Source organism: Streptomyces sp. SX-6, from assembly GCF_059089585.1.
In genome coordinates this window covers 278,491-291,908 of record NZ_JBTHHU010000001.1, presented here as the reverse complement: position 1 = coordinate 291,908, position 13,418 = coordinate 278,491, and the positions used below count along the sequence as shown (strand labels likewise).

Here is a 13,418-nt window from a genome sequence, read left to right as displayed (position 1 = left end):
TGCTGCCCCGCGAATGGCCGGGGCGGCGGTCCGGACCGTAAAGTGGCGCGGACGCCGTGGACCACGTGGATCGCCACGCCGTGGCGGGATGTCCGGATACGAGGGGGAAGCGCACGGTGACCACCGAAGCGGACCGGGCGCCTGCGTTCGTGCCCCCGCGTCCCGCCCACCCGCCGGCGGCCGTCGCGGCACCGGCCGGCGGCGCCCGGCGCAGGACGGCCGCGGCCGTCTGCGCGGTGCTCGGATCGGGCCTCATCGCCGGTGCGGCGGCCGGGAGTTGGCTGACCGGACCGCCCGAACGCACTGCCGCCGAACGCGCCTACGTACGCGGCGGCACCCAGTGGCACAACGTCCCCGTGGACGACATCTTCCCCCGCACCGTGCGCGCAGAGGACGCGGGGCCGGGCGGTGCGGCACGCGCCTGGACGCGCATTGGTGTCGCCCCCGACGACGGCTGCGCCGGCGCCTTCGACCCGCAACTCGCCGACGCGCTGGCCCCGGTGGGCTGCCGGCGCCTGCTGCGGGCCACGTACACCGACGCCACGTCGACCAGCGTCACCACGGTCGGCCTGGTCGTCACGGACGCCGAGGAGGACGGCATGCGCGACCTGCGCAAGCGGTTCGCCGCCGAACGGCTCGACGAACGTGCCGACTCGATGCCCCGCGCCTACGCGCCCCCCGGCACCGTCGCCGAACGGTTCGGCGACGCCCAGCGGGCGAGCTGGCGGATCGAGGTGCTCACCGACGTCCCGGCGGTCGTCTTCGCCGTGAGCGGCTTCGCCGACGCCCGTACCGGCGTCCCGCCGCAGCCCGCCGCGCAGGCGGTCGCCCCGGGCGCGACCACCGCCCCGGCCCAGGCGGGCCTCGGCCACGACGCGACGGCCCTCGAGGAGCGGGTCGAGCACGACTACCGGGCGGCGGCACGGGGGCCGGAGCGGCAGGAGGAGGACCGGTGAAACGGGTACGCCTGCTCGCGCTCGTCGTGGCCTTCGCCGCGGTCGGCACCGCCCCCGCGCGGGCCGACGCGATACGGATCCAGGAGTGGGCCCTCGACGCCCTGCACACCGAGGACGCCTGGCGCACGACCAGGGGAGCGGGGGCGACGGTCGCGGTCCTCGACACCGGGGTCGACGCGGGCCACCCCGACCTGCGCGGGAGGGTCCTGCCGGGCAAGGACCTCGTCGGGTTCGGCGCCGGGCGCGGGGAGCGCGCATGGGCGCGGCACGGGACCGCGATGGCCGGGATCATCGCCGGCCGCGGCCACGGCCCGGACAACGCGGACGGGGTGATCGGCGTCGCGCCGGAGGCGAGGATCCTGCCGGTGCGGGTGATCCTCGAGGACGCCGACCCCTCCCGGCCCCGCGCCCGCGGAGCCCGCGGCGGCGCGCTCGCCGAGGGCATCCGCTGGGCCGCCGACCACGGCGCCGACGTGATCAACCTGTCGCTGGGCGACGACAGCGACACCGCGCACCCCGACCCCGGCGAGGACGCCGCCGTGCAGTACGCGCTGCGCAAGGGCGCCGTCGTGGTCGCGTCGGCCGGCAACGGCGGCGAGCACGGCGACCCCGCCTCCTACCCGGCCGCCTACCCGGGCGTGATCGCGGTGACGGCGGTGGACCGCTACGGCGACCGGGCGCCCTTCTCCACCCGCCGCTGGTACGCGGCCGTCAGCGCACCCGGCGTCGGCGTCGTCATCGCCGACCCCGACCGGCGCTACTACGAGGGCTGGGGCACCAGCGCCGCCGCCGCGTTCGTCTCGGGCGCCGCCGCGCTCGTCCGGTCCGCCTACCCCGGCCTCGCCCCGGACAGGGTGCGCCGGCTGCTGGTCGGGACCGCGCGGAACACCTCGCCGGGCGGGCACAGCGACGAGCAGGGCGCGGGCCTGGTGGACCCGGCGGCCGCCCTGGCCCGCGGCATCACCGCCGAGGCCGCCCCGCAGGCGCCCCCGCCCGCGCCGCGGTACTTCGGCGGCGGGCCCCTTCCGGACCGCACCGGGCGCGGCGGCTTCGGGCCCGGCCCGGTGGCGCTCGCCGCGGGCGCGGCGGGGGCGGTGCTGCTCGCGGCCGCGGCGGTGCTGTGGCGGGGCGGGCGGCGGCGCGACCCCTGGTCCTGACCTCTAGGTTCCAACCCCTGGTCCTGGGCCGGACGGGGCCCCGATACCCTCGTCGCGTGGCGCTCAAGAACATTCCCGACCCCGGTTTCTCCGACGACGACGGCTCCGCCGACCCCGCGCTGACCGAGGCGCTCGCCGCCTGGTCCGCCGACCCGGCCGCCGAGCCGCGGGTGCTCGCGGCACTGCCCGGGGCGCGGCTGCTGGTGCCCGTGGTCGCCGTGCTCGGCGAGGTGGAGGAGGGGCCGGACGGTCTCAAGCGGGAGAAGACCAGCGACATGGCCGTCCCGACCCTCGAGGCGAACGGCCGCCGGGCCCTGCCCGCCTTCACCTCGGTCGCCTCGCTGGCCGCCTGGCGCGCCGACGCCCGCCCGGTCGCCGTGCCGCTGCACCAGGCGATGCAGGCCGCCGCGCACGAGAAGGCGGACACGATCGTCCTCGACCTCGCCGGCCCCGTCACCTACCAGCTGACCGGCCCGGCCCTGCTCGCCCTGGCCGAGGGGCGTACGAACACCGACCCGCTGGCCGACCCGGCCGTCAGGGAGGCGCTCCGGGGGGCGCTGGAGGCCGAGCCGGGCATCGTGCGCGCGTACCTCACCCCCGGCGGGGAGGCCGACGGCACGATCACGCTCGCCCTGGCCGAGGACGCCTCACCGCACCCGGTCGTCGAGCGCGTCGTCAACGTGCTGGCGACCGACGAGGTCCTGCGCGCCCGGCTCGTCCGGGGCCTCGACCTGGCCCTCCTGCACCCCGGCACGGAACTGGACCAGGAGCCGCTGCTGCGCCGCTGATCCGCCCGGCTCCGACAGGCGCTCCGGCTCCGACAGGCGCGGGGGAGTGGGCCGTCCGACAATGCGAGGACAGTCCACGAGTTTCCCCGGGAGGACGCCATGGACGTGAAGCTGGACACCTGGAAGCTGGACCCCGTGGAGACACGGACCGTGGCGGCGGAATTCATCGGCACCCTGCTGCTGGTCTTCTTCGCCGTCGGTTCCGCGGTCCTCGCCGCCGACTACATCGGCGCGCTCGGCATCGCCCTTGCCTTCGGTTTCACTCTTGTGGCCCTCATCTACGCGCTGGGCCCGATCTCGGGCTGCCAGCTCAATCCGGCGGTGACGCTCGCCTTCCTCGTGGAGGGCCGCATCGCGCTGCGCACGGCGATCGAGTACTGGATCGCCCAGATCCTCGGCGCCATCGTCGGCGCGGCGCTGCTGCTCCTGCTTGCCAAGCAGGTGCCGGGCCTGAAAACCCACGGCGCCTTCGGCACCAACGGCTACGGCGACCGGTCGGCGGTGCACCTCAGCACCGGCGGCGCGTTCCTCGCCGAGGTCGTGCTGACCTTCCTGCTGGTCTTCGTCTGGCTCGCGGTGACGCACAAGGTCGCGGTGGTGGGCTTCGGTGCCATCCCGATCGGCATGGCGCTCGTCGTGATCGAGCTGGTCGGGGTCCCGCTGACCGGGGCCTCCGTGAACCCGGCCCGCAGCCTCGGCCCGGCGGTCTTCGCGACCGGCGGGGCGCTGTCCAACCTGTGGCTGTTCATCGTGGCCCCGCTCGTCGGCGGCGTGCTCGCGTCCTTCGTGCACCAGATCACCCAGCCCCGGGGCGCGCCCGTCCTGATCGCGGACGAGCGCGCGGTGCCGCCCCACCACCGGCCGGGGGAACCGACCGTGAGGGGTGGGACGGACGAGGAGCCGGGGAAGTCCGCGGACTGAGGGCTCAGTCCTCAGTCCCCGGTCCTCAGCCGAAGACCGGCCCGGTGAACTTCTCGCCGGGGCCCTGGCCCGGCTCGTCCGGCACGAGGGAGGCCTCGCGGAAGGCCAGCTGGAGCGACCGGAGGCCGTCGCGCAGGGGCCCCGCGTGGAAGTTGCTGATCTCGGTGGCTCCCGCGGTGACCAGCCCGGCGAGTGCCGTGATCAGCTTGCGGGCCTCGTCGAGGTCCTTGTGCCGCTCGCCTTCCTCGGCCAGGCCGAGGTTGACGGCGGCGGCGCTCATCAGGTGCACCGCGACCGTGGTGATCACCTCGACGGCGGGCACGTCCGCGATGTCACGGGTCAGGTCGTCGAAGCCGGGGTTGCCGGCCGGCTCGGGGGTGGCGTCGGGGGTGGCGTCGCTCATCACTGTTCTTCCGCTGGTTTCCGCTGTTCTGTGACCGTCAGCCTAGGGCCCGCGCTCACTCGGGTGGGTACCGCCCCGGAGCGCTGGTATGCTGGAGTGCGACCGGCCGGTCACATGGTGTCCGGCCCACAAGTGGAGGCTCCGAACTCCCACCTCGCCGGCCCCCGGGCCGACAGGTCTCCGGTCAGGCGGCGCCCATCGTTCCGTACGGACGATGGAGCCGTCCGATGCGCCCCGCGGGTTCACCGTGGCGGTTCCGGTTTTCCTTGGAGCCCCGCCTGTGTTCCCGTCCGGGGCATTTTTCGTGTACCCGGCGCGGTTGGTCTCACTGAAAGACGTTGCGCGGCAGTCACCCAGGCAGCCGCGTGGTGCTACCGAGGAGGATCCATCAGCGCCGAGCCCCGCATCAACGACCGGATTCGCGTTCCCGAGGTGCGACTTGTCGGTCCCAGTGGCGAGCAGGTCGGCATTGTGCCGCTTGCCAAGGCCCTGGAGCTTGCGCAGGAGTACGACCTCGACCTGGTCGAGGTGGCGGCAAACGCACGCCCGCCGGTCTGCAAGCTCATGGACTACGGGAAGTTCAAGTACGAGTCGGCCATGAAGGCCCGTGAGGCGCGCAAGAACCAGGCGCACACGGTCATCAAGGAGATGAAGCTCCGGCCGAAGATCGACCCGCACGACTACGACACCAAGAAGGGTCACGTCGTCCGGTTCCTCAAGCAGGGCGACAAGGTCAAGATCACGATCATGTTCCGTGGTCGCGAGCAGTCCCGGCCCGAGCTGGGCTACCGCCTGCTGCAGCGCCTCGCGGAAGACGTCCAGGACCTGGGTTTCGTCGAGTCGAACCCCAAGCAGGACGGCCGCAACATGATCATGGTTCTCGGTCCGCACAAGAAGAAGACCGAGGCGATGGCCGAAGCCCGCGAGGCACAGGCCGCCCGCAAGGCGGAGCGCCAGGGTGTCGCCGCCGCGGACGCCGCCGAGGGATCCGCTGCGGACACCGCCGAGGAACCCGCAGAGGCGTGAGCCAAGGGCCCCGGCCCGGTTCGCCCCCCGCCCGGGGCCGCAAGGTCCCGGACAGCAATCGAAGAAGCTGACGCTCCCCTGCGCCCGCACCACGGGCAAGGGGAGCGCCACTGACGAGGAGATACGGCGCGATGCCGAAGAACAAGACGCACAGCGGTGCCAGCAAGCGCTTCAAGATCACCGGCTCCGGCAAGGTGCTGCGTGAGCGCGCCGGCAAGCGCCACCTGCTCGAGCACAAGTCGTCCAAGCTGACGCGTCGCCTCACCGGCAACGCCGAGATGGCCCCGGGCGACGCCGCGAAGATCAAGAAGCTTCTCGGCAAGTGACGCCACGCACCCCGCCCGCGGGGTGCGCGTCAAGACCGGGACCCAATCGTTTCCGGGCCGCATGAGAGACCACCGCGGCCCCGCTACAAGGAGTTAACAAGTGGCACGCGTCAAGCGCGCAGTCAACGCGCACAAGAAGCGCCGGGCGATCCTCGAGGCGGCCAGCGGCTACCGCGGCCAGCGGTCGCGCCTGTACCGCAAGGCCAAGGAGCAGGTCACCCACTCGCTGGTCTACAACTACAACGACCGTAAGAAGCGCAAGGGCGACTTCCGTCAGCTGTGGATCCAGCGCATCAACGCCGCTGCCCGCCAGAACGGCATGACCTACAACCGCCTCATCCAGGGTCTGAAGGCCGCCAACATCGAGGTGGACCGCAAGATCCTGGCCGAGCTCGCGGTCAACGACATGAACGCGTTCGCCGCGCTCGTCGAGGTTGCCCAGAAGGCGCTGCCGGCCGACGTCAACGCGCCGAAGGCCGCCGCCTGAGGCACCGAGCCGCAAGGCTTCCGCCCGGACCCGCAGGCCGTTGGCCTGCGGGTCCGGTTGTTCTCCGGTTCTTTCTCCGGTTGTTCTCCGCACCGCCACCGCTTTGAACGAAGTGAGCCGCCGCCCATGGGCACCCCCGAGCTGATCTCCCCGCGCTCCCCCCGCGTCATCGCCGCCCGCCGGCTGGCCAAACGCAGCTTCCGGGTCAAGGAGCGCCGGTTCATCGCCGAGGGCCCGCAGGCCGTGCGCGAGGCGATCGAGCACCGCCACGGCGGCGAACCCACCCTCCTCGAGCTCTTCGCCACCGTCGAGGCCGCCGAACGCCACGCCGACATCGTGGCGGCCGCCCATGCCGCCGGGGTCCGCGTCCACCACGCCGACGACCAGGTGGTCGCCGACATCTCGCAGACCGTCACCCCGCAGGGCCTCGTCGGCGTCTGCCGCTTCCTCGACTCGCCCTTCGAGGACATCCTCGCCGCCCGCCCCCGGCTGGTCGCCGTCCTCGCGCACGTCCGGGACCCCGGCAACGCCGGCACCGTGCTGCGCTGCGCCGACGCCGCCGGAGCCGACGCCGTCGTGCTCACCGACGCCTCGGTGGACCTCTACAACCCCAAGTCGGTCCGGGCCTCCGTCGGCTCCCTCTTCCATCTGCCGGTCGCCGTCGGCGTCCCCGTCGAGCGGGCCGTCGGCGGCCTGCGGGAGGCGGGCGTACGCATCCTCGCCGCCGACGGCGCGGGGGAGCGCGACCTGGACGCCGAGCTCGACCAGGGCACGATGGGCGGCGCCACCGCCTGGGTCTTCGGCAACGAGGCCTGGGGACTGCCCGAGGAGACCCGGGCGCTCGCGGACGAGGTGGTGCGGGTCCCGATCCACGGCAAGGCCGAGAGCCTCAACCTCGCCACGGCCGCCGCGGTCTGCCTCTACGCCTCGGCGCGTGCGCAGCGCGCGCACGGAGGGTGCCGCTCCGTGACCTCCAGCTAGTAGGGTGTCGCGCGCGGGGGCCGGAAGGGGGTGTCGGGTGTGACCGTCAGAACGTCGTCCAACAGTGTGGCCGCCCTGTTCGAGGACGGCGCCGCCCCATGCGGCCTGCACCCCGACGACCTGCCGGACGGCCTGGTCGTCGCCGATGCCTCGGGCCGCGTCACCTGCTTCAACGCCGCCGCCGCCCGTATCACCGCCGTCCGCCCGGCGGACGTGCTCGGCCGGCCGCTGGAGAGCGCGCTGCCGCTGGAGGACCTGGACGGCCGCCGCTGGTGGGCGCTGACCGATCCGTACGGTGGGCTCGCCATCCGGGCCGGCCAGCCCGAGCGGAACCTGCTGCTGCCCGGCGGCCGCGAGGTGCTGGTCTCCGCGCGGTACGTCCGTGAGCGGCCGACCGGGCCCGTGGTGCGCGTCGTCGTCCAGCTGCGCGGCACCGAGGCGCGGCGGCGCACCGAGCGCAGCCACGCCGAGCTGATCGCCACCGTCGCCCACGAGCTGCGCTCGCCGCTGACCTCCGTCAAGGGCTTCACGGCGACGCTGCTGGCCAAGTGGGAGCGGTTCACCGACGACCAGAAGCGGCTGATGCTCGAGACCGTCGACGCCGACGCCGACCGCGTCACCCGGCTCATCGCCGAGCTGCTCGACATCTCCCGCATCGACTCCGGGCGGCTGGAGGTGCGCCGCCAGCCCGTGGACATGGCCGCCGCCATGCGCCGGCACGTGGCGGCCCGGGTGGCACGCGGGCAGCGGGCCGACCGGTTCGCGGTCCGCGTCGTGGACCCGCTGCCCCCGCTGTGGGCGGACCCCGACAAGATCGACCAGGTGCTCGGCAACCTGCTGGAAAATGCGGTGCGCCACGGCGAGGGAACGGTGACCATGGAAGTGGCACCGGCACTGACACAGACCCGTACGGAGGGGACGGCGGTCACCGTGAGCGATGAGGGACCCGGCATCCCCGAGGACGCGATGACCCGCGTCTTCACCCGCTTCTGGCGGGGCAGCAAGCGCGGCGGCACCGGGCTGGGTCTGTACATCGTCAAGGGCATCGTCGAGGCGCACGGCGGCACGGTCACCGTCGGACGGGCCCCGCACGGCGGCGCCCAGTTCCGGTTTACCCTGCCCGTGGGAGCGCCGGCCTTCCTCTCCCAGAGCTGAAGCGCCAGCCCACGGGCTCATCAGGACACCTGCTCCCCTTAGACTCGACCTTTGGCACCTTTTTGGCACCAACGTCGTAAGCCAACGTCGTAAGGCGAGCTGCTCAGCGGAGCGAAGCCCGGGGGGTACCCCCCGGGACAATCGGAAGCACGGGAAGAGATGTCCGCACCCAACAAGTCGTACGACCCTGTAGAGGTCGAGGCACTGAAACCGGAAGAGATCGAGCGCATGCGGGACGGGGCGCTCGCCGCCTTCGCCGCGGCCGCCGACCTCGACGCCCTGCGCGAGGCGAAGGCCGCCCACATGGGCGACCGCTCCCCGCTCGCGCTCGCCAACCGTGAGATCGGCGCGCTGCCGCCGCAGGCCAAGGCCGAGGCCGGCAAGCGCGTGGGCATGGCCCGCGGCGCCGTGAACAAGGCCTTCGCCGCCCGCCAGACCGAGCTGGAGGCCGAGCGCGACGCCCGGGTGCTGGTCGAGGAGGCGGTGGACGTCACCCTGCCGTACGACCGCGTCCCGGCCGGTGCCCGCCACCCGCTGACCACCTTCATGGAGCGCGTCGAGGACGTCTTCGTCGCCATGGGCTACGAGGTCGCCGAGGGCCCCGAGGTCGAGGCCGAGTGGTTCAACTTCGACGCCCTCAACTTCGAGCCCGACCACCCGGCCCGCGCCATGCAGGACACCTTCTTCGTGGCCGGCGCCAAGAAGGACGAGTCCGGCGTCGTGCTGCGCACCCACACCTCCCCGGTGCAGGTCCGCTCGATGCTCGACCGCGAGCCGCCCGTCTACGTGGTGTGCCCCGGCCGCGTCTACCGCACCGACGAGCTGGACGCCACCCACACCCCGGTCTTCCACCAGGTCGAGCTGCTCGCCATCGACGAGGGCCTGACCATGGCCGACCTCAAGGGCACCATCGAGCACATGGTCCGCTCGCTGTTCGGCGAGGGCCTCACCACCCGGCTGCGCCCGAACTACTTCCCGTTCACCGAGCCGTCGGCCGAGCTGGACATGCAGTGCTACATGTGCCGCGGCGAGTCGATCGGCAACCCCGACCGCCCCTGCCGCACCTGCTCCAGCGAGGGCTGGATCGAGCTCGGCGGCTGCGGCATGGTCAACCCGCGGGTGCTGATCGCCGCCGGCATCGACCCGGAGCGGTACAGCGGGTTCGCCTTCGGGTTCGGTATCGAGCGGATGCTGATGTTCCGCCACAACGTCGAGGACATGCGAGACATGGTCGAGGGTGACGTGCGCTTCACCCGGCCGTTCGGGATGGAGATCTGATGCGCGCCCCGCTTTCCTGGCTGCGGGAATACGTCGACCTGCCGGCCGACGCGACCGGCCGCGACGTCCAGGCCAAGCTGATCGCCGCCGGCCTCGAGGTCGAGCGGGTCGAGCACCTCGGCAGCGACCTCACCGGTCCCCTGGTCGTCGGCAAGGTCCTCACCATCGAGGAGCTGGAGGGCTTCCGCAAGCCGATCCGCTTCTGCACCGTCGACGTCGGGTCGGCCAACGGCACCGGCGAGCCGCAGGAGATCGTCTGCGGCGCCCGCAACTTCACCGTCGGCGACAAGGTCGTCGTCGCGCTGCCCGGCGCCGTGCTGCCCGGTGACTTCGCGATCGCCGAGCGCAAGACCTACGGCAAGGTGTCGCGCGGCATGATCTGCTCCGGCGACGAGCTGGGCATGGGCGACGACGGCTCGCACGGCATCATCGTGCTCACCCCCGAGCACGAGGTCGGCACCGACGCGATCGCGCTGCTCGAACTGCGCGACGACGTCCTCGACATCGCCGTCACCCCGGACCGCGGCTACTGCCTGTCCCTGCGCGGCATCGCCCGCGAGGTCGCCACCGCCTACGGTCTGCCGCTGCGCGACCCGGCCCTGCTGGACGTCCCTGCGCCCAACAGCTACGGCTACCCGGTCAAGGTCGCCGACCCGGTCGGCTGCGGCCGCTTCACCGCGCGTACGGTCACGGGTCTCGACCCCGAGGCGCGCTCCCCGATCTGGCTCCAGCGCCGTCTGCAGAAGGCCGGCATGCGCCCGGTCTCGCTCACGGTCGACGTCACCAACTACGTGATGCTCGAGCTCGGCCAGCCGCTGCACGCCTACGACCGCTCGCGCGTCGACGGGACCATCGGCGTCCGCCGTGCCGAGCGGGGCGAGAAGCTCACCACCCTCGACGGCACCAAGCGCGTCCTGGACGCCGAGGACCTCGTCATCACCGACAACAGCGGCCCCATCGGGCTCGCCGGTGTGATGGGCGGCGCCGACACGGAGATCGCGGACCACACCGAGGGCCGCGGCACCACCGAAGTGGTCATCGAATCCGCCCACTTCGACGCCGTCTCCATCTCCCGCACCGCGCGCCGCCACAAGCTGTCCTCCGAGGCGTCCAAGCGCTTCGAGCGCGGCATCGACCCGGAGGCCACGTCCGCCGCGGCCCAGCGCACCGTCGACCTGCTGGTGCTCCTGGCCGGCGGCACCCCCGAGGCGGGCGTCACCGAGATCGTCGCCCCCGGCGCCCCCCGCACCATCGCGCTGCACGCCGACCACCCGGACCGCGTCGCCGGTGTCGAGTACGGCCGTGAGACCGTCGTCCGCCGCCTCCAGCAGGTGGGCTGCGACGTCTACGGGCAGGACGAGCTCATCGTCACCGTCCCCAGCTGGCGGCCCGACCTCACCGACCCGAACGACCTCGCCGAGGAGGTCATCCGGCTCGAGGGCTACGAGAACCTGCCCTCCACCCTCCCGCAGCCGCCCGCCGGCCGCGGTCTGACCGCGCGGCAGCGCCTGCACCGCCGGGCCGGCCGCGCCCTGGCCGGCGCCGGGTACGTCGAGGCCCTCAACTACCCGTTCATCGGCGACTGGGCCCTCGACCACCTCGGCCTGGAGGCCGACGACGCACGCCGGGTCACGGTGCGCCTCGTCAACCCGCTCTCCGAGGCCGAGCCCGCGCTGCGCACCACGCTGCTGCCGGGGCTCTTCGCCGCCCTGCGCCGCAACGACAGCCGCGGTGAGCACGACCTCGCGCTCTTCGAGACCGGCCTGGTCTTCCGGCCCACCGGCGAGGAGCGCCCCGCGCTCCGCCTGCCCGTGGACCGCCGTCCCACCGACGAGGAGATCGCCGGCCTCGACGCCACGCTGCCCGCGCAGCCGCGCCACGCCGCCGTCGTCCTCGCCGGGGCGCGCGAGCGCACCGGCTGGTGGGGCCAGGGCCACCCGGCGACCTGGGCCGACGCCGTCGAGGCGGGCCGCACCGTCGCCCGCGAGGCCGGGGCCGAGCTGATCGTCCGCCAGGACCAGCAGGCACCGTTCCACCCCGGCCGCTGCGCCGCGCTCCTGGTCGTCGTCGACGGCGAGGAGGTGGCCGTCGGCAACGCCGGTGAGCTGCACCCGCGCGTCACCAAGGCCTTCGGCCTGCCGGAGCGCACCTGCGCGATGGAGATCGACCTCGACCTCCTCGAGCGCGCCGGTGCCGGCGTCGTCGAGGCCCCGCGCGTGTCCGCCTTCCCGGTGGCCACGCAGGACGTCGCGCTCGTCGTGGACAGCTCGGTGGCCGCCGCCGACGTCGAGCGCGCGCTGCGCGCCGGCGCGGGCGAACTCCTCGAGTCGCTGCGCCTGTTCGACGTCTTCACCGGCGAACAGCTCGGCGCGGGCAGGAAGTCGCTGGCCTACGCCCTGCGCTTCCGTGCCGGGGACCGCACCCTGACCGCCGACGAGGCCTCGGCCGCCCGCGACGCCGCGGTGCGCGAGGCCGTCGAGCGCACGGGCGCGGTGCTGCGCGGCGCGTAACCGCACAGGCGTGTAACCGCACACAGGGTGAGGGGCGTTCCGGTCGGCCGGAACGCCCCTCACGCGTGTCACGAACCGTCACAGCAGCCCGTGCCAGCACGTTCCGAATATCACTCAATAGGGTGGAATCCGGTTAGTAGGTCCTTGCGCGCTCGTTACTGATCGCGAGAATCGTGCACGTCATTGCGCTGCATAGGGGGACCGACGGAAATGATCCGTGCCGGAGCTCTGTGGTGCCGACGGGCTTTCGTGTTCGTACTGCCCGGTCTCTGGGTGTTCGCAGTGGTGACCTGGGAGTTCGTCAGCCCTCTCGGTGCGCAGTTCGTTCAACTGCTGGCCGCCGCACCCGCCATCGCCTGCGCCGGAACCGGCCGCAAACGGTGCGTCCTCCTCGGCGGCGGCTGCGCGCTGTTCGCGCTCGTGCCGCTCGGCTCCGTCAACCCCGAGGGCCCCGTCAACCGCCTCGGCACCTGCTGCGCCATCCTCGCCGTCATCGTCGCCAGCTACCTCACCAGCGGCCGCGGCCTGAAGGTCCTCGAGGAGCTCGCACGCGTCCGCGAGGTCGCCGCCACCGCCCAACTCGCCGTGCTGCGGCCCCTGCCGCCCCGCCTCGCGGGCATCACCCTCGCCAGTGTCCACCTGTCTGCCAGCCAAGGTGCCCTCATCGGCGGGGACCTCTACGAGGCGCTCTCCACCCCACATGGGGTGCGCCTCGTCATGGGCGACGTCCGCGGGCACGGCATCCCCGCCGTCGCCACCGTCGCCGCCCTGCTCGGCACCTTCCGCGAGGCGGCCCACGACGAGGCCGAACTGCCCGGCGTCCTGCGCCGCTTGGAGCGCGCACTGGACCGCCACCTGCGCGACCGCATGCACACCGACCCCCCGGACCGGCAGGACACCGAGGAGTTCGCGACCGTACTGCTCCTCGAAGTACGCGAAGAGGGCCAGGTCATGGCCCTCAACTGCGGTCACCCCTGGCCCCATCGCCTCTGCGGCAGCACCGGCACGGCCGTCGTCCTGGCCTCCGCCGAACCCCTGCCCCCGCTCGGGCTCTTCCCCCTCCCCGCCGACCTCCCCCTGATGTCGCTGACCCAACTCCTGCCCGGCGACGCCCTGGTGCTGCACACGGACGGCGCCGAGGACGCCAGGGACGCGGCCGGCGAGTTCTTCCCGCTCGCCAGAACCCTCGCCGAAGCCGCCCGCCACGCCCCGCTCGTCCCCGCCGCGATCGTCGAGCGCGTCAAGGCCGCCCTGCTGCGCCACACCCGCGGACTGCTCACCGACGACTTCGCCCTGCTCGCCCTGCGCAACGACCGCCGGCGCACCTCCGCACCCCTGGCCCTGCCCTGCGCCGCCCGGCAGTAACGCTTGTTCGGCGATGGCGGCCGCCCGGCCCGATTCGCACCCGGCCCGATTCGCACCCCGTGCGA

At 73.4% G+C, this 13,418-nt stretch carries 13 protein-coding genes; 12 read left to right on the top strand and 1 reads right to left on the bottom strand.

What is annotated here, in order from left to right; all coding sequences use genetic code 11:
- Positions 1–116 precede the first annotated feature (116 nt).
- The 4 genes from ACV530_RS01470 to ACV530_RS01455 all read left to right on the top strand — a co-directional run bounded on the left by ACV530_RS01470 (position 117) and on the right by ACV530_RS01455 (position 3,822).
- Positions 117–956, top strand: coding sequence for a hypothetical protein (locus ACV530_RS01470; protein ID WP_494330319.1), 840 nt, complete (start codon positions 117–119; stop codon positions 954–956).
- Positions 953–2,113 carry a type VII secretion-associated serine protease mycosin gene (gene mycP / locus ACV530_RS01465; RefSeq protein ID WP_494330318.1) on the top strand — a complete coding sequence of 387 codons (1,161 nt, stop codon included), beginning with the start codon at positions 953–955 and terminating at the stop codon, positions 2,111–2,113. Before ACV530_RS01470 ends, mycP begins: the two co-directional genes overlap by 4 nt.
- Before the next feature lie 56 nt (positions 2,114–2,169).
- Positions 2,170–2,901, top strand: coding sequence for an SseB family protein (locus ACV530_RS01460; protein ID WP_494330317.1), 732 nt, complete (start codon positions 2,170–2,172; stop codon positions 2,899–2,901).
- Between the two features lie 99 nt (positions 2,902–3,000).
- Positions 3,001–3,822, top strand: coding sequence for an aquaporin (locus tag ACV530_RS01455; RefSeq protein ID WP_494330316.1), 822 nt, complete (start codon positions 3,001–3,003; stop codon positions 3,820–3,822).
- Between the two features lie 25 nt (positions 3,823–3,847).
- Here ACV530_RS01455 and ACV530_RS01450 read toward each other — a convergent pair whose 3' ends face one another.
- Positions 3,848–4,225 carry a DUF1844 domain-containing protein gene (locus ACV530_RS01450; RefSeq protein WP_494330315.1) on the bottom strand — a complete coding sequence of 126 codons (378 nt, stop codon included), beginning with the start codon at positions 4,223–4,225 and terminating at the stop codon, positions 3,848–3,850.
- 387 nt (positions 4,226–4,612) lie between these two features.
- Between ACV530_RS01450 and infC the strand changes: the two genes are divergently transcribed.
- The 8 genes from infC to ACV530_RS01410 all read left to right on the top strand — a co-directional run bounded on the left by infC (position 4,613) and on the right by ACV530_RS01410 (position 13,353).
- Positions 4,613–5,251, top strand: coding sequence for a translation initiation factor IF-3 (gene infC / locus ACV530_RS01445; protein ID WP_494330532.1), 639 nt, complete (start codon positions 4,613–4,615; stop codon positions 5,249–5,251).
- 131 nt (positions 5,252–5,382) lie between these two features.
- The gene (gene rpmI / locus ACV530_RS01440; RefSeq protein ID WP_171085849.1) at positions 5,383–5,577 is read left to right on the top strand and encodes a 50S ribosomal protein L35; all 195 of its coding nucleotides are present in this window, start codon (positions 5,383–5,385) and stop codon (positions 5,575–5,577) included.
- Positions 5,578–5,677: 100 nt separating this feature from the next.
- The gene (rplT, locus tag ACV530_RS01435) at positions 5,678–6,064 is read left to right on the top strand and encodes a 50S ribosomal protein L20 (protein WP_071964710.1); all 387 of its coding nucleotides are present in this window, start codon (positions 5,678–5,680) and stop codon (positions 6,062–6,064) included.
- Positions 6,065–6,190: 126 nt separating this feature from the next.
- A complete protein-coding gene (locus ACV530_RS01430) occupies positions 6,191–7,045 on the top strand; it encodes a TrmH family RNA methyltransferase (RefSeq protein ID WP_494330314.1) in 855 nt (284 codons plus the stop codon).
- A 39-nt stretch (positions 7,046–7,084) separates the two neighbouring features.
- Positions 7,085–8,200 (top strand): sensor histidine kinase, encoded by a 1,116-nt coding sequence (locus tag ACV530_RS01425; RefSeq protein ID WP_494330313.1) that lies wholly within the window; start codon positions 7,085–7,087, stop codon positions 8,198–8,200.
- Between the two features lie 159 nt (positions 8,201–8,359).
- Entirely contained in the window at positions 8,360–9,478 is a 1,119-nt protein-coding gene (gene pheS, locus ACV530_RS01420) for a phenylalanine--tRNA ligase subunit alpha (RefSeq protein ID WP_494330312.1), read from the top strand.
- On the top strand, positions 9,478–11,988 hold the full coding sequence (gene pheT, locus ACV530_RS01415) for a phenylalanine--tRNA ligase subunit beta (RefSeq protein WP_494330311.1): 2,511 nt from the start codon (positions 9,478–9,480) through the stop codon (positions 11,986–11,988). The genes pheS and pheT overlap by 1 nt, the downstream gene beginning before the upstream one ends.
- Positions 11,989–12,237: 249 nt before the next feature.
- A complete protein-coding gene (locus ACV530_RS01410; RefSeq protein ID WP_494330310.1) occupies positions 12,238–13,353 on the top strand; it encodes a PP2C family protein-serine/threonine phosphatase in 1,116 nt (371 codons plus the stop codon).
- Positions 13,354–13,418: the final 65 nt, after the last annotated feature.

What these genes read in the sequence shown, in the direction of transcription:
- ACV530_RS01455 (WP_494330316.1), top strand. Translation starts at nt 3,001, where the DNA reads ATGGACGTGAAGCTGGACACCTGGAAGCTGGACCCCGTGGAGACACGG.
- ACV530_RS01450 (WP_494330315.1), bottom strand. Translation starts at nt 4,225, where the DNA reads ATGAGCGACGCCACCCCCGACGCCACCCCCGAGCCGGCCGGCAACCCC.
- rpmI (WP_171085849.1), top strand. Translation starts at nt 5,383, where the DNA reads ATGCCGAAGAACAAGACGCACAGCGGTGCCAGCAAGCGCTTCAAGATC.
- ACV530_RS01430 (WP_494330314.1), top strand. Translation starts at nt 6,191, where the DNA reads ATGGGCACCCCCGAGCTGATCTCCCCGCGCTCCCCCCGCGTCATCGCC.
- pheS (WP_494330312.1), top strand. Translation starts at nt 8,360, where the DNA reads ATGTCCGCACCCAACAAGTCGTACGACCCTGTAGAGGTCGAGGCACTG.
- pheT (WP_494330311.1), top strand. Translation starts at nt 9,478, where the DNA reads ATGCGCGCCCCGCTTTCCTGGCTGCGGGAATACGTCGACCTGCCGGCC.